At 44.4% G+C, this 25,277-nt stretch carries 25 protein-coding genes; 16 read left to right on the top strand and 9 right to left on the bottom strand.

The genetic code is table 11. From position 1 onward, the window contains the following. Positions 1–49: 49 nt before the first annotated feature. From B0I21_RS17280 to B0I21_RS17270, 3 genes are all read left to right on the top strand, one after another. Positions 50–1,303, top strand: coding sequence for a YeiH family protein (locus tag B0I21_RS17280; protein WP_133641733.1), 1,254 nt, complete (start codon positions 50–52; stop codon positions 1,301–1,303). Between the two features lie 67 nt (positions 1,304–1,370). Further along, positions 1,371–1,922 carry an RNA polymerase sigma factor gene (locus tag B0I21_RS17275; protein WP_133641732.1) on the top strand — a complete coding sequence of 184 codons (552 nt, stop codon included), beginning with the start codon at positions 1,371–1,373 and terminating at the stop codon, positions 1,920–1,922. Further along, on the top strand, positions 1,912–2,553 hold the full coding sequence (locus B0I21_RS17270; RefSeq protein ID WP_133641731.1) for a hypothetical protein: 642 nt from the start codon (positions 1,912–1,914) through the stop codon (positions 2,551–2,553). Before B0I21_RS17275 ends, B0I21_RS17270 begins: the two co-directional genes overlap by 11 nt. Positions 2,554–2,595: 42 nt before the next feature. Here B0I21_RS17270 and B0I21_RS17265 read toward each other — a convergent pair whose 3' ends face one another. Continuing rightward, on the bottom strand, positions 2,596–2,970 hold the full coding sequence (locus B0I21_RS17265) for a DUF3127 domain-containing protein (RefSeq protein WP_133641730.1): 375 nt from the start codon (positions 2,968–2,970) through the stop codon (positions 2,596–2,598). Positions 2,971–3,040: 70 nt separating this feature from the next. On the opposite strand from B0I21_RS17265, the gene B0I21_RS17260 reads away from it, so the two are divergent. The 9 genes from B0I21_RS17260 to B0I21_RS17220 all read left to right on the top strand — a co-directional run bounded on the left by B0I21_RS17260 (position 3,041) and on the right by B0I21_RS17220 (position 11,403). After that, positions 3,041–4,201: a THUMP domain-containing class I SAM-dependent RNA methyltransferase gene (locus tag B0I21_RS17260; RefSeq protein WP_133641754.1), complete on the top strand. Its 1,161-nt coding sequence runs from the start codon at positions 3,041–3,043 to the stop codon at positions 4,199–4,201. A gap of 5 nt (positions 4,202–4,206) precedes the next feature. Continuing rightward, on the top strand, positions 4,207–4,857 hold the full coding sequence (locus tag B0I21_RS17255) for an HD domain-containing protein (protein WP_133641729.1): 651 nt from the start codon (positions 4,207–4,209) through the stop codon (positions 4,855–4,857). A gap of 78 nt (positions 4,858–4,935) precedes the next feature. Further along, positions 4,936–5,697, top strand: coding sequence for a glycerophosphodiester phosphodiesterase family protein (locus tag B0I21_RS17250; protein ID WP_133641728.1), 762 nt, complete (start codon positions 4,936–4,938; stop codon positions 5,695–5,697). An 83-nt stretch (positions 5,698–5,780) separates the two neighbouring features. Further along, positions 5,781–6,614: an endonuclease/exonuclease/phosphatase family protein gene (locus B0I21_RS17245; protein ID WP_133641727.1), complete on the top strand. Its 834-nt coding sequence runs from the start codon at positions 5,781–5,783 to the stop codon at positions 6,612–6,614. A 60-nt stretch (positions 6,615–6,674) separates the two neighbouring features. Beyond that, positions 6,675–7,466 carry a DUF4197 domain-containing protein gene (locus tag B0I21_RS17240; protein WP_133641726.1) on the top strand — a complete coding sequence of 264 codons (792 nt, stop codon included), beginning with the start codon at positions 6,675–6,677 and terminating at the stop codon, positions 7,464–7,466. A 122-nt stretch (positions 7,467–7,588) separates the two neighbouring features. Continuing rightward, complete coding sequence (gene pepT / locus B0I21_RS17235; protein WP_133641725.1) at positions 7,589–8,851, top strand: peptidase T; 1,263 nt, start codon at positions 7,589–7,591, stop codon at positions 8,849–8,851. A gap of 144 nt (positions 8,852–8,995) precedes the next feature. Continuing rightward, positions 8,996–9,559, top strand: a complete 564-nt coding sequence (locus B0I21_RS17230) for a nitroreductase family protein (RefSeq protein WP_133641724.1) — start codon at positions 8,996–8,998, stop codon at positions 9,557–9,559. A 102-nt stretch (positions 9,560–9,661) separates the two neighbouring features. After that, positions 9,662–10,120 (top strand): copper resistance protein NlpE, encoded by a 459-nt coding sequence (locus B0I21_RS17225; protein WP_133641723.1) that lies wholly within the window; start codon positions 9,662–9,664, stop codon positions 10,118–10,120. A gap of 83 nt (positions 10,121–10,203) precedes the next feature. Further along, the gene (locus B0I21_RS17220) at positions 10,204–11,403 is read left to right on the top strand and encodes an MFS transporter (RefSeq protein ID WP_133641722.1); all 1,200 of its coding nucleotides are present in this window, start codon (positions 10,204–10,206) and stop codon (positions 11,401–11,403) included. Here B0I21_RS17220 and B0I21_RS17215 read toward each other — a convergent pair. Beyond that, positions 11,400–12,401 carry an acyltransferase gene (locus B0I21_RS17215; protein ID WP_133641721.1) on the bottom strand — a complete coding sequence of 334 codons (1,002 nt, stop codon included), beginning with the start codon at positions 12,399–12,401 and terminating at the stop codon, positions 11,400–11,402. The genes B0I21_RS17220 and B0I21_RS17215 overlap by 4 nt on opposite strands. Before the next feature lie 209 nt (positions 12,402–12,610). Here B0I21_RS17215 and B0I21_RS17210 point away from each other — a divergent pair, with 209 nt between their 5' ends. Further along, positions 12,611–13,399 carry a hypothetical protein gene (locus B0I21_RS17210; protein ID WP_133641720.1) on the top strand — a complete coding sequence of 263 codons (789 nt, stop codon included), beginning with the start codon at positions 12,611–12,613 and terminating at the stop codon, positions 13,397–13,399. A gap of 3 nt (positions 13,400–13,402) precedes the next feature. Then, positions 13,403–14,509, top strand: a complete 1,107-nt coding sequence (locus B0I21_RS17205; protein ID WP_133641719.1) for a toxic anion resistance protein — start codon at positions 13,403–13,405, stop codon at positions 14,507–14,509. 82 nt (positions 14,510–14,591) lie between these two features. Here B0I21_RS17205 and B0I21_RS17200 read toward each other — a convergent pair whose 3' ends face one another. The 3 genes from B0I21_RS17200 to B0I21_RS17190 form a co-directional block, all read right to left on the bottom strand. Then, positions 14,592–15,125 (bottom strand): fumarate hydratase, encoded by a 534-nt coding sequence (locus B0I21_RS17200; RefSeq protein ID WP_133641718.1) that lies wholly within the window; start codon positions 15,123–15,125, stop codon positions 14,592–14,594. A gap of 4 nt (positions 15,126–15,129) precedes the next feature. Continuing rightward, positions 15,130–16,527 (bottom strand): class II fumarate hydratase, encoded by a 1,398-nt coding sequence (fumC, locus tag B0I21_RS17195; protein ID WP_133641717.1) that lies wholly within the window; start codon positions 16,525–16,527, stop codon positions 15,130–15,132. Between the two features lie 83 nt (positions 16,528–16,610). Next, complete coding sequence (locus tag B0I21_RS17190) at positions 16,611–17,180, bottom strand: hypothetical protein (RefSeq protein WP_133641716.1); 570 nt, start codon at positions 17,178–17,180, stop codon at positions 16,611–16,613. Between the two features lie 247 nt (positions 17,181–17,427). Between B0I21_RS17190 and B0I21_RS17185 the strand changes: the two genes are divergently transcribed. Continuing rightward, positions 17,428–19,002: a S41 family peptidase gene (locus tag B0I21_RS17185; RefSeq protein WP_243836206.1), complete on the top strand. Its 1,575-nt coding sequence runs from the start codon at positions 17,428–17,430 to the stop codon at positions 19,000–19,002. 21 nt (positions 19,003–19,023) lie between these two features. On the opposite strand, the gene B0I21_RS17180 is transcribed toward B0I21_RS17185, so the two are convergent. Genes B0I21_RS17180 through mutL form a run of 4 tightly spaced genes read right to left on the bottom strand, consistent with a single transcriptional unit; the run spans position 19,024 to position 23,595 of the window. Further along, positions 19,024–20,136 carry an endonuclease/exonuclease/phosphatase family protein gene (locus B0I21_RS17180; RefSeq protein WP_133641714.1) on the bottom strand — a complete coding sequence of 371 codons (1,113 nt, stop codon included), beginning with the start codon at positions 20,134–20,136 and terminating at the stop codon, positions 19,024–19,026. A 1-nt stretch (position 20,137) separates the two neighbouring features. Continuing rightward, positions 20,138–21,010, bottom strand: a complete 873-nt coding sequence (locus B0I21_RS17175; protein ID WP_133641713.1) for a rhomboid family intramembrane serine protease — start codon at positions 21,008–21,010, stop codon at positions 20,138–20,140. 1 nt (position 21,011) lies between these two features. Continuing rightward, a complete protein-coding gene (locus B0I21_RS17170; RefSeq protein WP_133641712.1) occupies positions 21,012–21,674 on the bottom strand; it encodes a rhomboid family intramembrane serine protease in 663 nt (220 codons plus the stop codon). 37 nt (positions 21,675–21,711) lie between these two features. Further along, on the bottom strand, positions 21,712–23,595 hold the full coding sequence (gene mutL / locus B0I21_RS17165; RefSeq protein ID WP_133641711.1) for a DNA mismatch repair endonuclease MutL: 1,884 nt from the start codon (positions 23,593–23,595) through the stop codon (positions 21,712–21,714). A gap of 147 nt (positions 23,596–23,742) precedes the next feature. Between mutL and B0I21_RS17160 the strand changes: the two genes are divergently transcribed. Next, positions 23,743–25,260, top strand: a complete 1,518-nt coding sequence (locus B0I21_RS17160; RefSeq protein WP_133641710.1) for a TPM domain-containing protein — start codon at positions 23,743–23,745, stop codon at positions 25,258–25,260. Positions 25,261–25,277: the final 17 nt, after the last annotated feature.

Below are 25,277 nucleotides of genomic sequence, written 5' to 3'. Positions count from 1 at the left end.
TGCTTACTTTCATTGCATCATTTTTTATTGCTAATCAAACCTCAAATAGATGTCAGTGTCGAAAAAAAGTGTCGTTACCGAAGATTGGGCCGTAGTCATTTTAGGTCTTGCCAGCATAGGCCTAGCGTTGTGGGGGCTTGTTATTCCCAAACCCACCTTTTCTTGGAGTTCCGTTGCTGATCTCCAAGGCCGGGTTGCTGCGCTGGACAATATCGGACATATAGGGAGTCAATTCTTGTTGGTATACGGTATAGCTATCCTAGCGGCCATACTGTTGAGAAAGCCCTTGAAGGCCTTGCTTATTGTGTTTCCAGTCGTATTTCTTATCACGCTACTCGCCCTCCTTTTGGCAGGAAACGGCCTCGTAAAAGATCTCAACCTAGAAGCCGTCATTTTTAGTTTGGCCATAGGCTTAGCCATCAGCAATTTGTTTACCCTACCGGAATGGTTTAAAAATGCCCTTGCAACGGAACTGTATGTGAAGATAGGGTTAGTTTTACTAGGGACAACCGTTATTTTCGGGGATATATTGAAAGCCGGATCGTTAGGCTTGATGCAAGCGCTTATTGTGGTTCTTTCTGTTTGGTATTTCTCGTTTTGGTTATGCAAAAAACTAAAGATTGATGAAGAGATGTCGATGATGCTGTCCAGCGCGGTTTCCATATGCGGCGTTTCCGCGGCTATTGCAACATCAGGCGCCATAAAAGGAGATCCCAAGAAATTATCCTACGTTATCTCGTTGGTATTGATCACAGCTATTCCAATGATGATCGTTATGCCGTACTTAGCGAGCTGGATGGGGCTCTCGCAGGAGGTTACGGGCGCGTGGTTGGGCGGAAGTATCGATACCACAGGAGCGGTCGTCGCTTCTGGTTCACTCGTTGGCGAAGAGGCGCTAAAAATAAGTACCATTGTTAAATTCTCCCAAAACGTACTTTTGGGAATTGCAGCCTTTGCCATTAGTATTTACTGGACGTATTCTAAATCTAAAAGTGCAGCACATGCCGAGAAGCCTACATTAAAGGTGATCTGGGAACGTTTTCCAAAGTTTGTCATAGGTTTTGTGTTGGCATCGCTGTTGTTTTCATTTGTTGTTCCATCCGGTCAGGTGGCAGCGGTCAAGGAAAGTTTAAAAAGCGTTCAGGGTTTGTGGTTTGCTTTGGCCTTCACCTCCATCGGCTTAGAAACGAATTTCAAGGATTTATTTGTGCATACAAACAAAAAGCCGCTTTACGCTTTCTTAGTGGCACAGTTTTTTAATGTCTTAATTACCTTGGTTATTGCCATTCTTTTATTTCGATAAATGTTGCTATGAAAAAAATATATGGATTTTCTTCAAGTAAAGCATCTTATAGGTGTAGAAAAGTAGTATGAACGAGAAGGAACTGTTACATGACTATAAGCGAACAGGTGATATCGCCATATTAGGTAACTTATATCCGCCTTATATGTCGTTGCTTTATGGTGTGTGCTATAAATACCTTCAAGACCAAGATTCTTGTCAGGATGCGGTGATGCAAATTTTTGAGCAGCTGATTGAAAAGTTGCGTATTCACGAAGTGGATAACTTTAAAAGTTGGCTGTACGTTTATGCGCGCAACTACTGCCTGATGGAGTTACGCAAGGATAAAGCGCGAACATTTGTCGATATAGAAAACCATTTGCTGGAATCGGAGCAAAAGCTTGGCATGTTGGAACACGAAGATCGATGGTCTGATCGAGATTTCGAACAGATGCAGTCCTGCTTAAACACGCTTCAGGAAAAACAGGCTCGTTGTGTCCGGATGTTTTACATCGAACAAAAGTGCTACAAGGACATTGCGGAGGCGTTGAAAATAGATTTAAACCAGGTGAAGAGCCATATTCAAAATGGTAAACGCAACCTGAAGATATGTATGGAGAGTAAAAAAAATGGAAAATAATTATCAGTTGTCAAGGATACATAACTATATCCATGGTTTGATGAGCAAGGAAGATATGCATGCCCTCGAGCGCGAGGCCCTGGAAGATCCTTTTCTTCAAGATGCAATTGATGGGTATAGGTTACAGAACGGGGTAGATGCTAAGCCTCTTAGTTTGTTGCAACAACGTTTGGAGCGTCGGGTGTTAGCCCATGCGCAGCGAAAAAACAATTATTTTTTTGGTTGGCAGCGTTTGACCATCGGTCTAGTCGCCGCGGTGATGTTTATTACGGTGTGCACTTTGGTGTTGATGCGGCATTTACCCAAGCGTGGAGCGAGCGCCGTTACCGAAGTGGAATTGATGGATGATACGCTCGTCTCGGGCGTAGTGGTTCACCCGCTTTCAGGGGCAGATGCTGTCCCGCTTGATGGATGGGATGCATTCTCAGCGTTTGTAGCGGAGCACGCTAGCGCTGCTAGTAAAGAAAAGCGCGTCACGGTTTTATTCAAGGTGGACGGCGAAGGGAAAGCCTATGCCATACGCCCGCAGGTAAACGATGCTGCAACGCAAGAAGAGATTGTTGATTTATTACGAAAAGGGCCTACATGGAAGGGCCGGGAGGGACATATTGAAATTGTTTATCAAAGATAGGGCATAAAAAAACCTTGATTTTCATCAAGGTTTTTTTATTTCTTAGAACGGTAAATCGTCATCATCAGCACCGGATGATGTAATATCTACCGGCGGCATGTCTGCATACCCAGGTGCAGGAGCCGATTGCGCTGTATTGGCTAACTTCGTTACGCGCCACGCTACAAGGGAGTTAAAATACGTCGTAACGCCATCTTTGTTTGTCCAAGGACGACCGCGTAAATTGAATGAAACCTCAATCTCATCGCCGATAGCCAAGTTGTCAAATATATTTACACGATCTTGAGTCGACTCAAAACGAATGTATTCTACAAATTGCGGGTTTTCTGCGTAAGCAACAATTAAATCTCTCTTTTTGAAAGACTCGGTAACCTGTTGCGTTGCGCCTATCTCGTGAACTTTTCCTCTTATTTCCATATCAAAACGTATTAAACTGTAAAATTAAGCATTTTTTGCTAAGCAGAATAAGTAACTTTGGAAAAATATGATGGAAGTTTTCAACACCCCCAATAAGGTAATTATAACCTGTAATCGACGATTATCTCCCTATTTGGAGCAGGAAGTCAAGGATTTAGGCTTTTCTATCGTCCGTGCTTTTAATACCGGCGTAGAAATAAAAGCGTCTGTAAATGAGTGTATTCGATTGAATCTTAATCTTCGCATTGCCAGCCAAATTCTTTACGAAATCAAGTCTTTTCGTGCGAATGATCCCAATGAACTCTACCAGAATTTGGTTACTATCGCTTGGGAAGAAATTATCCCATTTGACAGTTATTTCACCGTAACATCGACCGTTCATAACGAGACGATTACTACGCCACTTTTTGCGAATGTAAAAGTAAAAGACGCTATTGTAGACCGTATCAAAGATAAGAAGGGTATGCGCCCAAATAGTGGTCCGGATATGCATAAGGCTGTTGTTCACTTACACTGGATGGAAGAGCGGGCAGAGATCTTTATCGATACCTCGGGAGAAACGTTGGCCAAACACGGTTACCGTAAGCATCCGGGCAAAGCACCTATGTTGGAAGCACTTGCTACATCAACAATACTAGCCACGGGCTGGGATAAAAAATCGCCATTTGTCAATCCGATGTGCGGATCAGGAACGTTAGCTATAGAAGCGGCTTTGCTGGCGCAAAACCGTGTGCCGGGATTACAGCGCATGAACTATGCTTTCATGCATTTTATAGGATATGATGAGGCTGTATTTTTTGAAGAGCGCCGCCATATTAAAGAAATTACCGATAAAACGAACCTGCCACCGATTATAGCATCCGATATCGCTCCCGAAGCGATTGAAATTGCAAAGCTAAACGCGCGCACTGCCGGTGTGGAGCATCTGATTACGTTTGAGGTAGGCGACTTTGAAGAAACAACCGTGCCTGAAGGCAACGGCGTTGTTATGTTTAATCCGGAATACGGAGAACGCTTGGGTGTACATAGTAAACTGGAAGAGACATACAAACGGGTGGGCGACTTCCTCAAGCAGCAATGCAAGGGCTATCGTGGCTATGTCTTTACGGGAAACCCGGATTTGGCCAAAAAAATAGGGTTACGTGCATCCCGTAGATTTGAATTTTTCAACGGTAAATTAGACTGCCGATTGCTTCAATATGAGCTATACGAAGGCACAAAAGAAAACTAAGAACTATGCAAGACTCGTTTATCGAACAAACCGTGACATTTGTTAAAGAGCGTTTACAACATGCAGAATCCGGGCACGATTGGTGGCATATACAGCGTGTTTGGAACAACACCAAATTGCTGCTGGAAACAGAGTCTGCAGATCGCATGGTGTGCGAATTGACGGCCTTGTTGCATGATATTGCCGATAGCAAATTTCATGATGGCGATGAGGAGATCGGGCCGCGTATTGCAGGCGAATTCTTAACACGTATAGGAGTAGAAAAGGAAATTGTTGAGCATGTACAAAATATCATTCTGCACATGTCGTTCAAAGCATCTTTGGGCAAAGTCACCTTTCACTCGAAAGAACTGGAAGTGGTACAAGATGCCGATCGGCTGGACGCTATTGGCGCCATAGGCGTGGCCCGTGCCTTTAATTATGGCGGCTATAAAAACCGGGAAATCTACAATCCTGATATTCCTGTGGATCAACATCTGACAAAAGAGTCCTATAAAAACACCCAAGCACCTACCATCAACCATTTCTACGAGAAGCTACTCCTTTTACGAGATAAGATGAATACCGCTGCGGGGAAGAAAATCGCTAACAGTCGACATCAGTTTATGGAGTCGTTTCTGCAACAATTCTATGGCGAATGGAACGGCGAGCGTTGATTTAATATTAGGTTAACTTCAATTCGGTATATTCGTCTTACAAAACATTCGGACATACAACAATAAAAGTAGATAATAATGAAAAAATCACTGGTGCTATTCACACTTTTTTCGACTATGAGCTTGGTTTCCTTTGCACAGACACAGATGATTGCGCATCGGGGCGCTTGGAAAAACACCAAGGTGCCTCAAAACTCTATAGCCTCCCTACTGGGGGCTGTAAACCTCAAGGCGTGGGGAAGCGAATTCGATGTACACCTCACCAAAGATGATGTATTGGTGGTGAATCATGATAATGATTTCTATGGCCTAGACATCGCGACATCAACCTACGAGGAATTGCTAACGAAAAAACATCCTAATGGAGAGTCCATCCCTACAGCAGAAGCTTATTTGCAAGAGGGATTGAAACATAAGGGCACGAAGCTTATTTTCGAGTTAAAAACCAATAAGCTAGGTACGGAAAGAACGTTAAAGTCCGCAGAGCTGTCGATAGCTTTGGTGAAAAAATTGAAGGCGGAAAAAGCGGTCGAATACATTGCTTTTAGCTATGACGCTTGTGTGAAATTGCGTGCTTTGGATAAATCGGCCATGGTGCACTATTTGATGGGTGATAAAACACCACAAGAAATCAAGGAAGCAAAATTGAGTGGTATTGACTATCATCTTGCCGTTTATAAAAAAAATCCGACTTGGATTAAAGAGGCAAAAACGCTGAAATTGAAAACCAATGTATGGACGGTAAACAAAGAAGAGGATATGCGTTATTTTATTGAAAATAAAATTGACTATATCTCTACTGATGAGCCAGAAGCTTTGCATAGCTTGCTCGGTAAATAATACATGCTGAAAACCTTTTTGAGACCTGCATCGATTTGGGAAGAGCAGGTCTCTTTTTTTTAATTCACTAAACTTTTATTCCTATGAAAAGTACCATGTTGTCTTTAATCCTGTCTATCTTCATGCTGTTCACGCAGGCACAAGACATGACCGTCGCATCGTTCAATATACGCATGAAGACAAATTCCGATGTCGGAAACCTGTGGGATGACAGAAAAGTAGCCTTAACAAACCTGATCAAATTTCATGAGTTTGATATCTTTGGCATTCAAGAAGGATTTTATGTGCAGGTACAAGATGTCAAACAGCATTTACCAGGCTTTAACTATGTTGGTGTAGGACGGGATGATGGAAGGCAAGAGGGGGAACATTCCGCTATCTTTTATAATGAAAAGCGTTTTACAGTGTTAAAGAGTGGCACATTTTGGCTTTCAGCAACCGACACAGAACAGCCGAACAAAGGCTGGGATGCTGTGTTACCCCGCATCTGTACCTGGGGCGTGTTCAAAGATAAGAAGAGTGGAAAGCAGTTTATCTTTATGAATACGCATTTTGATCACGTCGGTGTAGTCGCTCGGCGTGAAAGTGCTAAGCTAATTTTAGCGAAAGCCAAGGAATTTGCGAAAGACCTCCCCTTAATATTGACCGGAGACTTCAATGTCGATGAAAATAACGAAGCTTACTTTACTTTAGCGAAGAGTGGCGTGGTACAAGATGTGCACGACCTAGCCAAGATCGTATACACGCCTAATGCCAGCTTCAACGGATGGGGTAAAAACTTGGAAGCTCAAGGAAGAATCGATCATATCTTTATTACGAAACCTTTTACCGTACGTAAATATGGTATTCTTACCGATACATATTTAGGGAAATTCCCGTCTGATCACTTCCCGGTCATGGCGGAGTTAACTTGGTAGATGCATGGTGTTTTGTTTTTTGAAAAATGGCTACTTTTGGTGTGAAGAAATAAGAACTGTATGAAATTTTTTAAAATATTCACCATAGGCCTGTTGTTTTTTTCGGTATCGTTTACACAAGCGCAGGTCTCGTCCAAGCTTAAAGGTGTGCTGGAAAAGCTCGGCTCAGCAGCGGATACTACAAAAAAAAGCACGACCTCCACGACAAAGCCATCCACAACGAGTGCTACTATTACGACCACAGAAGCAAACAGTGCGATAAAGCAGGCGCTGGGTAATGGTTTGCAGGAGAGTATTAAATTGTTAGCTGTTAAAGATGGCTACCTTGGCGACGCCGTGGTGAAGATCATGATGCCGCAAGAGGCACAGAAGGTGGAAAAGGCGCTGCGGTCGGTAGGGATGGGTTCATTGTGCGATCAGTTTATCACGAGCATGAATAGAGCGGCAGAGACGGCCGTCTCCGAGGCAGGTACTGTTTTCGTGAATTCGCTTTCTAAAATGACAATCAAAGATGCCTATGCTATCTTGTTAAGTGGGCAGCAAAATGCGGCCACTACATACTTCAAGACCACAACGAACACGGAATTGACTAGCCGGTTTACGCCCATTATCCAATCGGCAATGGGCAAGAACAATGTTGCTGATTATTGGGGGCAATTGACTTCCGCTTACAACCGTCTGCCGTTTTCTAATAAGGTGGAGACAAACCTGACAGCCTACGTGACGCAACGCGCCATCGATGGTCTTTTCGTTAAAGTGGCTGATCAAGAATTGAAGATTCGGCAAAATATCGGCGGCACACGGAGCACAGACGTCTTGTCAAAAGTTTTCGGTTGGGTGGATAAACAGTAAATAGCCTTCTGTTAGGCCTTAAAATACGCGATAGCGTATAGGCTTTGCTAACAAGCAATTGCATAATAAGCTTACATTGTTATGCAGAACTTGCTATTTTTGAAGGATCAAAACAAATAAACATGAGTTCGTTCGATATAAATGCGATAAAAGATTTTGAGGTGGCAGAACGCTTCATGCGCTACGTGCAGGTGGATACGGAATCTGATCCCAATTCTACTAGCTTTCCTTCTACAGAGAAGCAAAAAGACTTAAGCCGTATGTTGGTCGAAGAGCTGCAGCAGCTGGGCGTAGCCGATGCACACCTGGATGAATATGGGTATGTTTATGCTACTATCCCTTCCAACACGGATAAACAGGTTCCGGTAATTTGCTTCTGTTCACATGTGGATACATCGCCGGATTGTTCCGGAAACAATGTAAAGCCTATTGTTCACGCCAACTACCAAGGACAGGATTTGGCATTGCCTGATGATCCTGCTGTGCAGATCAAGTTTAAGGAACATCCGGATCTCAGCAACCAGATTGGAAATGATATTATCACGGCTAGCGGTACGACTTTGCTGGGCGCTGATGATAAAGCCGGTGTGGCGGAGATTATGGATGCGGCACGTCTGTTGATGACGCATCCGGAAATTAAGCATGGAACCATCAAAATACTTTTTACACCCGATGAAGAAATCGGAAAGGGCGTTAATTACGTAAACTTGGATAAATTGGGTGCCGACTTCGGGTATACGATGGATGGGGAGAAAGCCGGAACGATCGAAGACGAAACATTCTCTGCCGATGGCGTTCGCGTTCGCATTCACGGTGTCTCGGTACACCCGGGCTTCGCCAAAGGAAAGATGCTTAGCGCCGTCAAGATCGCTTCTGAAATCATTCAGGCTCTGCCTAAAGACCGTTTGTCGCCTGAAACGACGTCCAAAAAAGAAGGCTTTGTGCACCCGAACCATATCCAGGGCGGCGTTGATAAGGCGGAAATTGATTTTATCATCCGAGACCATGCCACCGCTAACTTGGAAAAGCACGAAGATGAGTTGCGTGGAATCGTGGAAAATGTGGTTGCGCAGTATCCAGGCGTGACATACGACTTTATCGTGAATGAGCAGTACAGAAACATGAAAGAGGTGTTAGATCAATATCCCCAGATTATGGAGGTGGGGTTGGAGGCCATTACTCGCACCGGCCTTCCCGCAGAGCGTCGTAGCATCCGCGGTGGTACAGATGGTTCGAGGCTATCATTTATGGGCTTGCCTTGTCCCAACGTTTTCGCTGGTGGTCATGCTTTTCACGGAAAAATGGAATGGGTAAGCCGTCAGGATATGGAAAAAGCCGTAAGCACGATATTGCACATTGCTACCATTTGGGAAGAACGTGCTTAGCAGGGATAACTATCTATTTTTGTACTAAACAAAAGTTGATCCACACAAGATACCAAACGGTTGGGCGATACTAAGCCATATCAAGGCTTGACAGCGTAGCCGTTTTTTTACTACATATAAATTCAATACAGTAAGATATAACAAATGACAAACGACGTATTAAAAGCCATACACTATAGAAGGACGGTCAATCAAAACAGTTTTACCGATCAAGATATCAGCAAGGAAGATCTGCTAACGATCTTGGAGGCGGCCAATGCTGCTCCTACACACAAACGCACGCAGCCATGGCGTTTTGTGGTGTTTCAAAAAGACGGCTTGACCCGCTTAGGGGCAGAATTGAGCCGGATCTACAAAACGATCACGCCAGCCGAGAAATATTCGGAAGCGACGGAAGTTAACATGGGCAAGAAAGCAACAACGGCTAATGTGGCGATTGCTATTGTGGTTAATTACACGGGCGATTTGCCCGAATGGGAGGAGCTTGCTGCCACGTCGTGTGCCGTTCAGAATTTATGGCTCGCCGCGCATTCCATAGGCATTGGCGGTTATTGGGCAACACCAGGAATGATCAATCATCTTGGCGAGTTCTTAGGACTTGAGCCCAATCAAAAATGTGTAGGCTTGTTCTACCTTGGACATCATGAGAGTGAGCCACGCGAACCCGTGCGCTCCTCCATCGAGGAAAAAGTTCGTTGGGAGCAATAAGATAAAGGGTGGAGCGTGTCAGTTTTGGCGCGCTCTTTTTTTTTGCACCAAGCGTGACTCGCATACTGGCAGACAATTTGCTGGTATAGCAAAAAAGCAAAGATGAAAAAATTACTAGGTTTAGCTGCGGTATGTGTGTCTTTTCTGGCCTGCACAGGTTCGTCGTCGTCCTCAGGAGGCAAGCAAACGGCAGATACAGTCGCCGTTGGCGGCGAAACAGCACATACCGACAACGCGCATAACTCCCAAAATTCGCTCGATTGGCCCGGCACGTATGAAGCAACCTTGCCTTGTGCGGATTGTCCCGGCATCAAGACCAGCATCGTGATCAATCAGGATGAAACCTTCCAAATCCATAGCGAATATCTGGAAAGAGACTTGAAGACGGAAGACAGCGGCAAAATCATGTGGCATGATAACGGTTCTGTCATTCATTTGATGGGGAAAGACACCAACCTAAAATTAAAGGTGGGGGAGAACCAGCTCTTTCAGCTGGACCAAGAAGGGAAGATTATTGAAGGCGAATTAGCGTCCCACTACATCTATAAAAAGAAAGCCTAATGTCAAAATTAGTATGGAAAGTCTGCTTCTCATTGCAGGCTTTTTCTTTATTGGCTACCTTGGCAAGCCTATAAAGCTATTGTATGCAAACGCTATCTTCAAAGCCTCAACTCACGCCTGCCATTTTATGGCTCATGACTATCCTCTCCGGTTTGGTGGTGGCTAATAACTACTATAATCAGCCGCTGCTCGGATTGATTGCGAATGATTTCCACGTAGCCGAATCCACGGTAAGTAAAATTCCGGTGCTCACGCAGCTGGGCTATGCCTGTGGTTTATTGTTCATTGTGCCCTTGGGCGATAAACTATTGCGGAAACGTCTGATCCTGTTTGACTTGGTGCTTGTTATAGCGGCGTTATTACTGATGACATTTGCGGATCGTTTATGGATGCTTTTTGTTGCCAGTTTCTTTATCGGGGTAACATCTGTCATCCCGCAGATCTTTGTACCGATGGCTGCTGAGCTTTCATTGCCGGACAAGAAATCTGCCAATATCGGCTTAGTGATGTCTGGTTTGCTTATGGGCATCTTGTTGTCACGTTTTTTTAGTGGCATTGTTGGTCAGTATTGGGGTTGGCGGTCTATGTTTGGGCTCGCCGGCGGGGCAATGATCGTCACTTGGCTATCGGTTTTTTTCTTACTGCCGGAGCTTAAGCCCAACTTTAAAGGATCCTATATTTCGCTTATGCGCTCCGTTTGGCACCTAGCGAAAACAGAACCGCGGCTACAGTTGGCTGCCTTTCGCGGTGCGATGGGTTTTGGGGCGATGTCTGCCGTTTTTACGACCTTGGTTTTTCACCTAGAGGGCGCTCCTTTTTTTGCTGGCGCTTCCATCGTTGGAAGTTTTGGCTTGGTGGGTGCCGCAGGTGCCTTGGCGGCAGCTTTCGTCGGAAGGCTTCATCAACGGTTTTCCATCTATCAACTGATCTATTTTTCGCTACTGATTTTATTGTTGAGCTGGGGATTTATCTATTTCGGAAGAAACACCTATGTCGGTTTGATTATTGGTATCATCCTGATTGACCTGGGGTTGCAAAGCGCCCATATTATGAATCAAACCGACTATTTTTCGATACCGACCAATGCGACAAGTCGTTTGAATACCGTGTATATGGTTTGCTATTTCATGGGCGGCTCGCTCGGCACCTACCTGGCAGCGCTTGCTTGGGAGCAAGCTGGTTGGCCCGCTGTATGCGCCGTAGGTGCTTTGTTTAGTCTGTTGGCGCTTGTGGCACATCTGCTATTTTCCAAGCAGCGAGCATACCCCACAGAAATATCCTAACCGCTCACATAGGCTACATAGGGAATTTTGCGTAAAAGGAAGATAATCGCGCTTGATGCCAATAGGGTAAGCAGCGTAGCCAGCGGTATCTTCAGAAAAGTATCAAAAGGAATAAGCGGGTGCACATAGTTTAGCACGATTATATGTACAAGATAAATACCGAAGCTAAGACGGTCTAGGTACGCGAAGGCAAATGGTAGCGGGCATGTCACTAATTTTTTAACAAGAAGGAAGACGGCAGCGGCTAGTATCGCGTTGTTGAGGCCGAGATAATTGTAAAGCGTTGGCGAAAACCCGTTATTGGACTCACTGATATAAAATGTTCCCCAGGTATTCAATAAACCGATTGCGGCAATAAGAAACACCAAGAATAGCGTGGGGATATGCCATGCCTTTTTAGCAAGGTAATAGCCAAGAATCATGTATCCGGCATAGCCGGAAAAGAAGGTCAGGTCTATCTTCGGGACATATGCATAATAGCTCTTCTCCATGATGACCAGTGACAGTGACCATACTAGCAACAGAATCAATAGCGCTCGTTCTTGGCTATAGGTGACCAAAATACGCAAAAAAGGCACAGCAAGATAGAGGCCGACAATCATGTACAAAAACCATAGGTGTGCACTAGGCCCATGTAAAAGCTTATCTATACTGATTTCGGCCACGCGCGATAGCGGCAGAACATCAAAATTAGTGTATCGGTAGAAATAGTATACAAGGTAGACGAAAACCCAAAAGGCAAAAGGCCCCAAAATTCTGCTCACCCGTTTTTGGTAAAAAACAACAATATCTTCTTGCTTGTTTAAGAGGAGGGCTCCTGAGATCATGACAAACAGCGGCACCGAGAATCGGGAAAAGCTATTCAGCGCATTGGCGAAATGCCAATCGGTAGATGCAGGATGAAAGTTATTGAGATAGCCGGTGGACGCGTGGATTAGGATGACCAAGATGGTGGCGAGCACGCGTAATGCTCCGATATAGGAAATGGACTGTTGCATAGGTAAAGGTAATTTATTTTTCTGTGCAATAACATGGTTAAGGACTGGGGTGGGAAATGAGCTTTTGCTTTACGGACAGATTGTCAGGATTATTCCATATTCATTAGGTTTAAAGCCTGACGGATACGGGCTGCAGCCATTGGAATAAGAATTGATACAAGCTATTAAGTTATATCTTAAGGAATTAAAAAAAATAAGTAAATTGCAGAATGGGATTCGCGACAAAGAAATCTAAACGATGGGAGCTACAGCAACTTGCATGGACGTTTATATCCATCCTGATGTTTGTTCCCCTTCCCGTACACATCTTTCCGTTTGTGATGCTTGCCCAGGCTCGGAAGAGTAAGATTCAGTCTTGGTACGCCACTGGCGTAATTTTGTTGCTGGTTGAGGTTGCCCTGTTTGCGTCGTTTGTTTATTTTTTTGGCACCCTTTCGCAAGCCATGTTGCTTACTTTAGGTGGGTCTGTGACGTCATACATTGTCGGTAATGGTTTGCTTCTAAATCGAGCGCGGCCTTACTTGCAACGGCTGGAGTTGGCTGAGGTACGGCCGCTTGCCTGGATTCCGACGGCAGCTTCCCGAAATAAGATGCAATTATTGCCGCAGGCCGTACTGGATACGCCGCAATTGTTTATTGAGCGGCTGATGCACTGGCGGAAAGAGATAGACAACCGCGCGATGCACCGCGATATTGATAAAATCATACATCTTTTTCAGCTCTTGGAGCAGAGCGATAAAATGGAAGCTGAGCGATTTTTAGTGCGGCATTCTACCGTTGTAAATGTACTGATGAAGTATGATGAAATTGAAAACTCGCGCTTAAATAATAGTGTTACGGCAGAGTCTAAGAAAAAGCTGGAGGATGTTATTGCCAAGGCGGCAATAGCTATTGAGCAGGAAGTTACCAACCAATTTAAGTCGGGTATTTTAGATGTATCCGCAGAAACGGATGTTTACATCCAAAGCTTAAAAAATAGAAACCTTTTAAACGAATAGACGATGGCAAATCTCGACTTAACAATAACGGACGACGGTCAAGAAGATAAGAGCAAAGCGATGGCGGTGAATTTCACACCGGAGGAAAAGTCGCAAATCGAACAATATAAGAGTAAGATTAACCTAACATCAACTACCGATGTTATTCAATATGGTGTGGGTAGCCAAACCAAGGTGAGTAATTTTTCCAATGAAATATTGAAACAGGTGCGCACCAAAGACATGGGGGGAGCGGAAGATATCTTATTGAATCTGCGCTCTGACATTAAATCGTTTGATGAGAATCTGAACAAGAAGCCGCTTATCCCGTTTTTTGATAATTTCAAGAAGAAGTTGCAGCGCATGCGCACGGAGTATCAATCGGTGGAAAAGAATATCCACCAAATCGAGCTCAAGCTGGAAGGGCACTACAAAACCATGGCGAAAGATGTGACAATCTTTGACAAGCTGTTTGTGGAAAATCAGAACTATTTTAAAGAGCTTTCGCTCTATATCGCCGCCGGAGAAGAGAAGCTTCAGGAGGTCCATAGCACCACCTTGCCACAGATGCGGGCAGAGGCGGAAGAATCTGGGGACCAGCACAAGATACAGGCTTACAAAGATATGGAACAACACGTTGTTCGCTTCGAACGCAAGGTGCATGATCTGAAACTAACGCGTATGGTGGTGTTGCAAACGGCTCCGCAGATTCGATTGATCCAAAATAATAGCTCTGCTTTGATGGAGAAAATACAGTCTTCGTTGGTCAACACGATTCCACTATGGAAAAACCAAATGGTGCTTACTCTTGGTATTGCCCATGCACAACGAGCTTTGGAGGCACAAAAAGCCGTGACCGATGCTACCAATGAGCTGTTGCGGCGTAATTCAGAAATGCTTAAAGAATCCACTATTAACGTAGCGAAGGAAACGGAACGGGGCATTGTGGATATTGAAACGATTAAGAAGGCTAATCAGGATATTGTTTCTACCATCGAGCAGGTTTTACAGATACAGCGCGAGGGTCGCGAGAAGCGAAAAGTTGTGGAACAAGAGCTTATACAAGCCGAAACTGACTTGAAATCACACTTGTTGAAATCAGCAAGTGACGAGAATAAGTTGATTAATTAATACGATTAAGAAAATAAAGAAAAGCGTGTATCTAATACCAAGATGCACGCTTTTTTTATTTTTTTAGTCATGTAAGTGCACATTAGTCTTCCCAGCGGCGCTTTGGCACACACGAAATTGCTTGTGTTTTTCGAAGAACAACAGGACGTTGGTCGAAACGGCTTTCGAGCACAAGTGAATCAGCACTGTGATAAGCTATACGATACCGAGGGAGATAGGTGCCCGTTTTGTAACAGCCCGCCGTTTTGTATTTGCCATTCTCTTTGGTGTAAATGCCTTCCGCGATCAAGCTGTCGCCTCGGATAACGTAAACACCTTTCGCATATTCTGTCCACTCCCCCTGTTTGTAGCACGTGTCTGGTATACGCTGCGTCTTTGCATGCACGCGCATGGTGGTGTAAACAGAATCGCAAATAAATTTGAACTCATGCAGGGTGTAGTCCATCATCTCCGCTTGGTGGGGGATGCTATCCTGAATCCAGGCTCCTTGCAGATAATCTGCTCCTTCTGTCTGCATTTCCGAATGCCTCACGCAGCTACTGATAAGAAACAGCATGCTTGCCAAAATGGCCAAGCATGCTGCTGTTTTAACTATTAATTTTCGAATATCTGTCACGTGCTTATTTTAAGCTTCCGACCATCTCTTCTGGTTTTACCCATTCATCAAATTCGTCCGCTGTAACGTAGCCTAAAGCAATTGCTGTCTCTTTCAGCGTGCTGTTGTTCTTATGGGCGGTTTGCGCGATTTCCGCAGCTTTGTAGTAGCCTATTTTTGTATTAAGCGCGGTAACCAACATTAATGAATTGTTTACTAACTCTTGAATACGGGCATGGTTAGGCTCGATGCCGATTGCGCAATGCTCTTCAAAAGAAACACAGGCATCGCCGATAAGCCGTGCAGACTGTAAGAAATTGGCCGCCATCAACGGTTTGAACACATTGAGTTCGTAATGCCCTTGTGTACCACCGATAGTAATAGCGACGTCGTTACCCATCACCTGTGCCGCAACCATTGTTAAGGCTTCGCACTGGGTGGGGTTAACTTTGCCTGGCATAATAGAAGACCCTGGTTCATTTTCTGGAATTAAAATTTCGCCAATACCAGAACGCGGACCAGAGGCTAGCATCCGGATGTCATTGGCAATTTTATTTAAGGAAACAGCAAGTTGTTTCAATGCGCCATGTGTTTCCACGATCGCGTCATGGGCTGCTAATGCCTCAAACTTATTGGGTGCTGTGACAAATGGTAAGTTGGTAAATGTTGCGATGTGCTTCGCCACAACCACATCATAACCATTTGGCGTGTTTAGTCCTGTGCCCACTGCCGTTCCACCTAAGGCCAGCTCGGCAAGGTGTGCAAGGGTATTTTTCACAGCTTTTAAGCCATGGTTTAATTGCGCAACGTATCCAGAAAGCTCTTGTCCTAGCGTGATTGGCGTTGCATCCATCAGGTGGGTACGACCAATTTTAACGACGTTCATAAACTCGGTTGATTTGCGCTGCAATGTATCGCGAAGTTTCTCAACACCAGGAATTGTTACTTCAACTACGGCCTTGTAAGCTGCAATATGCATGCCCGTAGGAAAAGTGTCATTCGATGACTGTGATTTGTTAACATCGTCATTTGCTTTAAGAACAGCTTCCCCTTCGCCAATTTTACCACCAGCAAGTACCTGCGCGCGATTGGCAATAACCTCATTGACATTCATATTGGATTGGGTTCCAGAACCTGTTTGCCAGATTACCAATGGGAACTCTTCGGTAAGCTCGCCAGCGAGAATTTCATCGCATACGGCTGCAATTGCATCGCGTTTTTCTATAGGTAAAACGCCAAGCTCATGATTGGCATAAGCCGCAGCTTTCTTAAGGTAAGCGAAGCCCTCAATAATTTCTTTTGGCATAGACGCTGCCGGTCCAATTTTAAAATTGTTACGTGAACGTTCGGTTTGTGCTCCCCAATATTTGTCAGCAGGGACCTGCACTTCGCCCATCGTGTCTTTTTCTATTCTGAATGACATAAATTAACGTATTTATTTGATAACAAAGTTAATGAAAATAATAGAGAAGCGGCGACAAAACCCTGCTGCATTTACTACAATCGCTACATGCCCAAACGCTTGTTAATCCGTTCTTCGATGTGGTGGTAAAGTTGCTTGGGCTTGAGGGTTCGCCATGGGAAGGTATTAAAGTCTCCACCGAAATGTATGTAATAGTCAATGTTTTGGGCTTTAAACTCATCTACCACATGGTCTCTGAAATTTATCGCAACGATCCAGCCATCGGCGGTATCTTCGTACCACTCTTCATAATAGGAATCGTCCGATCCATGGAAGTTCAATACATTTTCACCGATTAAAACGAATTTATGTATGCCTTCCCCAGTCAGTATATCAATGATCTCGCGTTTCAACAGCATGATATCGTTGTAAATAGCATCATTCCACTCGCCGATGAGCTCTAGGATAGCGAAGCCCTTATCATAGTCTACATATAAAATTTTTAGGTACAAGGTCTGCGAACCAAACTCATCCCACTGCGGATGCAATAAAAAGTTATAGATTTTCTTGTCAAACTCAAATTCACTGTAAACCACTCCGTAAAACGGCGAGCGTTCATCATCGGCGGCGATGTAATCGTCGCGCCAGTTGTAATAGGGTTCTATCTCGTGCAAAACTGATATTCTTTAAATGTACAAATCTCTTACCAAATGGGACGCGCGATGTTTTTGCGCCATTGCATAAAATTGCAAATTATTCGTCGGACAGAAGCTAAAATTTTACCAAAAAATATGAACAATAGTGACTTTTAAACGTATTTTAATCAAATACTTATTAATTTACCGCGCAAGTTTGAGAAAACTAATTAATTTTGCGAACGAATCTTAGTACATGCAAAAAGGCACTAAACGGAATCTCTTTGTGGCAGCTACATATGCAGCAGTATTGCTTTTGGGCATTCTGCTCGGTCAGAACTATGTGGATGAGCAAGGGAGCAAGCCAGGAAATAGTTTAGTGCCCATTGGCTTATCAAACAACACTTGGAAGATCCAGCAACTCTTGGATTTGGTGACCGACAGTTACGTGGATAGCGTGAACGTCGATTCCATTCAGAACGGCGCTATTAATCACATCATTTCCCATTTAGATCCATATTCTAGTTATTTAGTTCCTAATGAATCTTTGCGTCAAACAGAAATATTAGAAGGTACTTTCGAAGGTATTGGCATGGAGTATTTCAATTTGAACGACACCTTGATGATTGTTTCGCTGATTAGTGGCGGTCCTGCGGAAAAATCGGGCTTTCGTGTAGGGGATAAACTGTTGCGCATCGGAAATAAGACCGTCGCCGGTGTCAATATTTCTCGAGAAAGCGTAGAGAAGCTTATCCGGGGTCGCCGCGGCACATCACTTAGCATTCATATTAAAAGGGATCGCGAAGATCTGGAGACACCAATAAAAGTCGTTCGGGATCAGGTTACGGTAAGTTCGTTGGATGTAGTGTACATGATTCGTCCGGGCGTTGGCTATGTCAAAGTAAGGCGCTTTGGAATGAATACCGGCGACGAATTTCGACAGGCTGTCGTCGAATTGAAAAAGCAAGGGGCTAATAAACTTGTTTTAGACCTTCGCGACAATGGCGGAGGCTATTTTCATATGGCCATTAAGCTGGCCAGTGAGTTTTTCAGTGATCGTCGTTTGGTGGTGTATACGGAAGGAGCCCACGAAAGTAGACAGGAATATTTTTCCGATGAAGGGGGCAACTTTTCGACGGGAGCGCTGGCCATTCTCATCAATGAGAATACGGCTTCAGCCAGTGAAATTGTGGCTGGGGCGATTCAGGATTGGGACCGCGGGACCATCATCGGCAGACGTTCTTATGGTAAAGGAATCGTGCAGGAGCAGTATGATTTTTCGGATGGATCTACTGTAAACCTTAGTATTGCCCGGTATTTTACGCCATTGGGAAGAAGCATTCAGAAAAAATATACGGCCAATTGGTCCAATATGGTTGATTTCAACAATATGTATGAAGGGCTGTGGGCTTTGGATACGCTATATGCACACGGGAAAACGTTTAAAACCCGTGCGGGCAAACCCGTGTATAGCGGTGGCGGTATTATGCCTGACGTTATTGTTCCGCAAGACTCCAACGCGTTAAACTTGTTTTACCAGGATTTGATTCAGTATAGCTTTATCGAGCAGTTTGTGTATACCCGGTTTACCAAGAAACTTCCGGCCTATTCGATCGATAATTTTCTACAAGGATATCACCTTACCGATAACGAATACAACCGTTTCATTGGTTTTGTGCGCGGCGAAGGCTTTGTCATTTCCGATCGTAAGAAGAATGATCTCAGGAAGGTTATCGAAAGCGATATTGAAGCGCTTGTAGGCCGTTTTTACTTTGGGCGGGAGGCTTATTTTAAGGTTAAGAATAGGAGCGATCCTTTTGTCAGGCAGGCGCTGGAGTTTCTAGAGGTGCCCCCATCCTAAGGGCGCCACAAGCCTTAACATTTATTGCAGCACAATATCAGCCCAAACCGGGTAATGGTCGGATAGCTTTTCTTTGACGATATTATAGTGCTGCACGTTGAAGGTTTCGCTGCAAAAGATGTAATCGATCTGGAATAACGGCAGCATTTCATAATGGGTAACACCCCAGCCTTGCCCCTTTTCTCGGAATGTATTCTTCAGCCCTTTACGGATAAGGTTTACGCTGTAAGACATGGGGGTATCATTGAAATCGCCCATAACGATAATTGGATAACGTGTGTTATCCATATGATCGCGAAGGGCTTCGGCCTGTCGGCTACGCCCCTCGAAAGCATACTTTAATTTCCTGCCCACTCTTCTTGTCGCATGTTCTTCATTCGCGGTATGGGAAGGGTTTTGAATGAATTCCTTGTCTTCTGTTTGGAGGCCAAATGACCGCAAATGAACGTTGTACACTCGAACTGTGTCGCTGTTTCGTACAATGTCGGCAAAGATAATTCGATTTATCCCGTATTCGTTTTTCGTGATGGTACCGGAATGAACGATAGGATATTTAGAGAATATAATTTGCCCATAACCTTCATGTTCGCTTTTCATGGCGGTTTCAAAGTAATAATCTTCAAAGCCGGCTTCCTCCATAATGCGTTGCGTCATTTTTTTCGTTCCTTTTATTTTAGAAAAGAACTCTTGGAAACAAAGCACGTCGGGGTTGGTTTTTTTAATCAGGGCGATGACATCGCTCTTCACATCGGCAGATGGAAGTTGCTCCATGTCGATGAAAAGATGTGCATTGAAGGTCATGATCCGCATGGCGCTATCCGGTTTTACAGCATGGGTTTGCGCGCTGTTGAAGCCCATGTGTTGGTTTAGTAAATTCCATCCCAGTAAAATGGGCAACGACATAAATAGTGCTATTTTGGGCTTGCGCAGCACCCAGAAAATGACGAAGCCAACATTGACGAGCAGGATCGGGAGATATCCTAACCCAAAAAAAGCAAGCGGCCAAAATGTTTTAGGATTAATGAACGATGCGGCATAGCTCAACAATAGAAACAATGTGGCCAGCACGTGGCAAATAAATACCGTTTTGCTGAGAAAACCCAGATCTTTTTTAAAGACGCGCTTCTTTGCCATATTACCTCTCATCGTTACTTGCTTTGAATAGCACTTCTTTCTCCTGAGAGGTTAGGCTATCGTAACCGCTTATCGAAATTTTATCTAATATCTCGTCTACTTCTTCCTGATTAGGGAGATCGGATTGATGCCGGTAAGTATGTGCAGATCGTATCCCTTTGCTGTGTACTACTTTAAGTTTTGACCTCTTTTTAAATTGAAAAAATAAACTGAAGTCGTTGCCCTGTTGCAACGCACGGACAAAAAATAGCCCCCAGAAAGAAGTACATAGGAAAGTGACTGCACCGGCTTTATTGACCATCCCGATCAATATTGCAGACAGTGTAATAAAGACAATTGCTAGGTTTTTAAAAGAGACATTTCCAAATAGCAATAGCCTAATTTCAGACTTCGGAACGAGTGTGGCTATAGCCGCTACGATGGAGCCTAGCGCAAAGGAAGCTCCGTAGAACGACAAGGGTGTGTTTGTATGAAAGGCAGGAATCAACCCGAATAGCGGGTAGAGCATGCCACCTACGAGCACCGCTGAACTATATAAAAATAAGAACTGCCTGGTGGTTAAGAAGTTCAGAAAGGTGTTGCCTATCCAATACAACCACAGGCAATCGAAAAGAAGCTGAAAGAGCCCTTTATAGATGAATGAATACGTTACGATTGTCCAGGGCTGCTGTATAAAGCGGGTGGGTGAAAGGGGTAAGGTAAGGTGCGTGCTTATCCATTCCTCCAAGGAGAATTGAACGACATTCAAGTCGACAAGAAGTTCGAATAAATGAATCAAAACGAAGACAAGCACCTGCACGGAGATGATGAACGGGATTGGAGACCGACTTTGGTAGGTGTCCCGCCAAAATGCTTTCAACACGCTTTCTTTCATACTAATAGCCTTTACGAATGCCCCATAATTTCATCAGCAGGAAAGCGAAAAGAGCACCACCGATATGAGCCATATGGGCGATATTGCCGCCAGACTTTGTGATAATCATATACAATTCAATAACGATTAAGCCACCGACTAAGTATTTTGCACGAATAGGTATGGGCGGGAATAAGAGCATCAGCCTCATATTCGGATACAGATAGGCGAAGCCTAATAAAATACCAAATACAGAACCCGAGGCACCCAAAATAGGGGTGCGGTAGATAGGTTGTAGGAAAGCGCCTGCATTTTCAAGCGAGACGCCGCTTTTAAGTGGAAAAAGATGGCCAGTAGCCTGATATATATTGATGGCGTCTACTGAAAAATGTAAAACGAGTGCACCTAAGCCACAGATGAGAAAGAAGTTTAAAAAGCGTTTTGAACCCAATGTTTGTTCGAGAATAGGGCCAAACATCAACATCGAAAACATGTTGAAAAAGATGTGCCCGATATCGGCATGCATAAACATATAGGTAATTAGCTGCCAGATATAGAAGTTTGGCGAATCGGGGTAGAACGCTGGTAAATATATGTACAACCCAGGAAGTAAGCGAGAGCCAATGAAAAATATAACATTGGCGATCAGAAGATTCTTTACTACGGGTGTTAGATTTGAAAACATATGTTATAAATAAAGTATGTTGATAAAGTCAGTGTTTTTAATTTTTATTAAAGCGTTCCATAAGCTCCTGCAGCGTTATCGTCACGATAATAGGTTTTCCAAATATGGAAATACTTGGCGATTCGGTAGCAAAAAGATTGTCGATCAGCTCCGCCATTTCTTGATTGTCCAATGATGTGCCGGGTTTGATCGCAGCATTTTTTGCCAAGCTGCGGGCCAGATTATCTCTCTTATTAAGTTGAAGGGCGTCCTTATTGTTTTTAAAATCTTCTAGAAGTTGCTCTAAAATCTTACTTTCATTGATACCGGTGCCTAGGTCGGCCGGAATCCCGTCTACAATAAACGTTGTTTTTCCAAATGGCCGTAGTTGAAAGCCTAAGGTCTGGATTTCAGGCAAAATATCTTCCATCAACGCAAAATCGGCACTATTCAGTTCCACCGTTTGCGGGAATAAACTCTGCTGACTGATGCCTTGGTTGTTTTCCAATTGTTCGATATAGTGCTCGTATAAAATACGTTCGTGTGCGGCTTGCTGGTCGATCAAGATAAAACCGGAATGTATCTGCGAGACGATGAAGCGATTGTGAAGCTGGAAAAACTGCTTTTTTACGGCTAGTTTTTTTTCTGTTTCCGCTTCAAGAGCTGTTGCGTTCGTCGCTGAGGAATTTTCATCCGGCATTAATGAGATTTGTTCCGTAGGCTCCTGTTGGGATATCTTATATAAAGTATCCCAGTTTTGTGGTATTCCTGCTTTTTTCTCAAAACCTTCCGCATAGGCCGACGAGCGCGAACTGGCCGTGGATTTGGGATTCTCAAAAGGATTGAAGTTTGGATTAAAGGAAATGGTGGGCGCTTGGATCTCTTCCAGCGGTTTGCTGGTTATCAAATTCGTAAAACTTGTTTCTTGGTCGAAGTCTAGCGTTGGAGCGATGTTGTAGCGGCCAATGGAGCGTTTCAGCGCCGAACGTAAAATGGCATAGATCGCCTTATCATCTTCGTATTTAATTTCTGTTTTTGTAGGATGTACGTTGATATCGATCTTCGCGGGATCAATATCGATAAACAGAACATAAAGTGGAAATGTTTCGGATGGCAGGATATCTTCGTACGCATTCATCACCGCATGATTGAGGTACGGATCTTTGACGAAGCGGTTGTTCACAAAAAAGAATTGTTCGCCACGTGTTTTTTTGGCGTATTCGGGCTTACCAATAAATCCTCGTAAAGAGATAATGGTCGTTTCCTCCTCGACAGGTACTAGCCGCTGGTTGTAGCTATTTCCAAAAAGATGGACGATGCGCTGTTTTAACGTTTCCGATGGCAAATGGAAAAGTTCGTTACCATCGCTATGGAGACTGAAGAAAATGGTGGGGTGTGCCAATGCTATCCGCTGAAATTCATCGATGATATGGCGCATTTCTACCGAATTGCTCTTCAAAAAATTCCGGCGTGCGGGGATGTTGTAAAACAGATTCTTCACGCAAATGGTTGTCCCGGCGGGCAGCGCTTCCGGGTACTGTTTTACGACTTTCGAGCCCTCGATTTCTACGACGGTACCCAGCTCATCTTCCACGCGGCGCGTTTTTAATTCCACTTGCGCAATGGCCGCAATGGAAGCCATTGCTTCCCCACGAAACCCCATGGTTCGTATGGCAAATAGGTCTTCCGCCTTGCGTATTTTCGAGGTGGCATGTCGCTCAAAACAAAGGCGCGCATCCGTCACACTCATACCACAACCATTGTCGATGATTTGAATCAACGACTTTCCTGCATCCTTTACTATAATTTTGATCTTATCTGCTCCTGCATCAATAGCATTTTCAACCAATTCCTTTACGGCAGAGGCGGGGCGTTGAACCACCTCTCCAGCAGCAATCTGGTTGGCGACCGAATCGGGCAACAACTGAATAATATCTGACATACGAGAGCAAAGTTACAAAAATGATGGCGAAAATTTAGGCAGAAACCGAACTTCAAAAAGTTAGTGTAGGCGAGATGACAGGACCAGGTACTGCACGATTTTTGCTAGGCTAGACTTCGTAAACTTCTGCACCTTAGTACTTATTATATGCACGCTATTCGAAAGGCTTTTACTTCTAGATGGATGTTTCTATCCATCTTCTTACCGTTACTTCACTTATCAATTGCTGCGTTTGCCCAACATAACGTTTCGACATTGCCCTCGCCGAAAGCGCAAGGTCAGGATGTGTTCGTCAGTAACCCAGACGGGGTACTTTCGCTTGCTGCAGAGAATGAGTTGAATGCGCTTGCCAGCACGATAGAACGTAAATCAGGAACCGAGTATGCCATCGTTGTAGTGAATGATTTTGAAGGCTATGATGTTTTCGAATTTGCGCTACAGCTGTTTAATACTTGGGGCATAGGAAAAAGCAATGCAAATAGTGGGTTGTTGCTTTTTGTTGCTAAAGATAGACGAGAGTATCGTTTCGTATCGGGTTACGGCCTGGAAGGAATATTTCCTGATGTGTACCTCCATCGAATAGGGGAAAAAGAGTTGGTGCCCAACTTTCGGAACGGAGATTATGATGGAGGTGTGTTAGCCGCGTCAAAAGTGATCGAACAAGCCTTGCAGGCGGATGACGTGCAGGCCGAATTAGCAGGGATGATGCCAGAGGCGCGACCATTTGTCAGCCTACGCAATAATAGCTTTTTGTCGGCGGTATTTGTACTATTTCTGTATATAGGTTTGTATTTCTGGGTGCATAGGCTTGGAAAAAAATACCGCGGCAAGGAGAAGGATAAAAAGACTAAGGGTTGTAGTGGCTGGTTCGTGTATGTGTTGCTCAGCATACCAGCCGCTGGTTTCACGATGCTGTTTGTCCTGCTATTCTCCGGAGTTTTCTCCGGAGGCGGGAATGTCTTTTTCAGCGCTTCTGTCGTTCCCTATATGTTAGCGCTTTGCGCCAGCTATGTCCTGCTATTTAAGCTGTATGAGGTACGGACGGGCATCAAAACATCTTTCTTAGATGAGGAAAATAAGTTGAATGCACTCAAACAATTCCAGCGTGCCGCCATTGTGCCCTACCTGTTCTCGCCCTTGATGCTGTTTAGTTTTTTTGCGCTGTTGCGAAAATACCAAAGAACAACTGTTCGCTTTGCGCCTCCAGATGATAGCGGTAACTGGGAACGTCAAAACCGGGATACGGTAGATTCTAAAACCATAAAGGGCTACTTGAAAGCAGGGCAACTTAAAGAAGAGTCGTTAGGGACCAAGGTGTATGAAATTTGGATACATAGATTAACCAAGGAATCGCGTGTGCTGGGTTGGGATGGCAAGTCTACGCATAGCGTTTGCCCAGCCTGTGGTTTTAAAACCTATACGCTGCGCGCAACAAAAACATTAAAGGCAGCTACTTACAGCAGATCGGGCTCTCGCCAAGTGTTTAATACTTGTGCACACTGCAAGCATACGGAAGATTTAGGAACAGAAGTTATTCCTAAAAAGGTGAGGAGTTCTTCGAGCAGTGGAGGCAGTTCGTTTGGCGGTGGTGGGTCATCCAGTGGCGGCGGCGGTAGCTTTGGCGGTGGTTCATCTGGCGGCGGTGGGGCAGGAGGGAGATGGTGACATCGTTACCATCTCCG

Source organism: Sphingobacterium paludis (genome assembly GCF_004364125.1).
In the GTDB taxonomy this organism is placed as follows: domain Bacteria; phylum Bacteroidota; class Bacteroidia; order Sphingobacteriales; family Sphingobacteriaceae; genus Sphingobacterium; species Sphingobacterium paludis.
This window is presented reverse-complemented; position numbering and strand designations above follow the sequence as displayed.

Excerpts from the sequence above, each read along its gene's own strand:
- mutL (WP_133641711.1), bottom strand. The coding sequence starts at position 23,595 with ATGTCAGATATTATTCAGTTGTTGCCCGATTCGGTCGCCAACCAGATT.
- B0I21_RS17260 (WP_133641754.1), top strand. The coding sequence starts at position 3,041 with ATGGAAGTTTTCAACACCCCCAATAAGGTAATTATAACCTGTAATCGA.
- B0I21_RS17250 (WP_133641728.1), top strand. The coding sequence starts at position 4,936 with ATGAAAAAATCACTGGTGCTATTCACACTTTTTTCGACTATGAGCTTG.
- B0I21_RS17220 (WP_133641722.1), top strand. The coding sequence starts at position 10,204 with ATGCAAACGCTATCTTCAAAGCCTCAACTCACGCCTGCCATTTTATGG.
- B0I21_RS17160 (WP_133641710.1), top strand. The coding sequence starts at position 23,743 with ATGCACGCTATTCGAAAGGCTTTTACTTCTAGATGGATGTTTCTATCC.
- B0I21_RS17230 (WP_133641724.1), top strand. The coding sequence starts at position 8,996 with ATGACAAACGACGTATTAAAAGCCATACACTATAGAAGGACGGTCAAT.
- B0I21_RS17280 (WP_133641733.1), top strand. The coding sequence starts at position 50 with ATGTCAGTGTCGAAAAAAAGTGTCGTTACCGAAGATTGGGCCGTAGTC.
- B0I21_RS17245 (WP_133641727.1), top strand. The coding sequence starts at position 5,781 with ATGAAAAGTACCATGTTGTCTTTAATCCTGTCTATCTTCATGCTGTTC.
- B0I21_RS17265 (WP_133641730.1), bottom strand. The coding sequence starts at position 2,970 with ATGGAAATAAGAGGAAAAGTTCACGAGATAGGCGCAACGCAACAGGTT.
- pepT (WP_133641725.1), top strand. The coding sequence starts at position 7,589 with ATGAGTTCGTTCGATATAAATGCGATAAAAGATTTTGAGGTGGCAGAA.
- B0I21_RS17210 (WP_133641720.1), top strand. The coding sequence starts at position 12,611 with ATGGGATTCGCGACAAAGAAATCTAAACGATGGGAGCTACAGCAACTT.
- B0I21_RS17205 (WP_133641719.1), top strand. The coding sequence starts at position 13,403 with ATGGCAAATCTCGACTTAACAATAACGGACGACGGTCAAGAAGATAAG.
- B0I21_RS17255 (WP_133641729.1), top strand. The coding sequence starts at position 4,207 with ATGCAAGACTCGTTTATCGAACAAACCGTGACATTTGTTAAAGAGCGT.
- B0I21_RS17180 (WP_133641714.1), bottom strand. The coding sequence starts at position 20,136 with ATGGCAAAGAAGCGCGTCTTTAAAAAAGATCTGGGTTTTCTCAGCAAA.
- fumC (WP_133641717.1), bottom strand. The coding sequence starts at position 16,527 with ATGTCATTCAGAATAGAAAAAGACACGATGGGCGAAGTGCAGGTCCCT.
- B0I21_RS17215 (WP_133641721.1), bottom strand. The coding sequence starts at position 12,401 with ATGCAACAGTCCATTTCCTATATCGGAGCATTACGCGTGCTCGCCACC.
- B0I21_RS17270 (WP_133641731.1), top strand. The coding sequence starts at position 1,912 with ATGGAAAATAATTATCAGTTGTCAAGGATACATAACTATATCCATGGT.
- B0I21_RS17240 (WP_133641726.1), top strand. The coding sequence starts at position 6,675 with ATGAAATTTTTTAAAATATTCACCATAGGCCTGTTGTTTTTTTCGGTA.
- B0I21_RS17170 (WP_133641712.1), bottom strand. The coding sequence starts at position 21,674 with ATGTTTTCAAATCTAACACCCGTAGTAAAGAATCTTCTGATCGCCAAT.
- B0I21_RS17175 (WP_133641713.1), bottom strand. The coding sequence starts at position 21,010 with ATGAAAGAAAGCGTGTTGAAAGCATTTTGGCGGGACACCTACCAAAGT.
- B0I21_RS17275 (WP_133641732.1), top strand. The coding sequence starts at position 1,371 with ATGAACGAGAAGGAACTGTTACATGACTATAAGCGAACAGGTGATATC.
- B0I21_RS17225 (WP_133641723.1), top strand. The coding sequence starts at position 9,662 with ATGAAAAAATTACTAGGTTTAGCTGCGGTATGTGTGTCTTTTCTGGCC.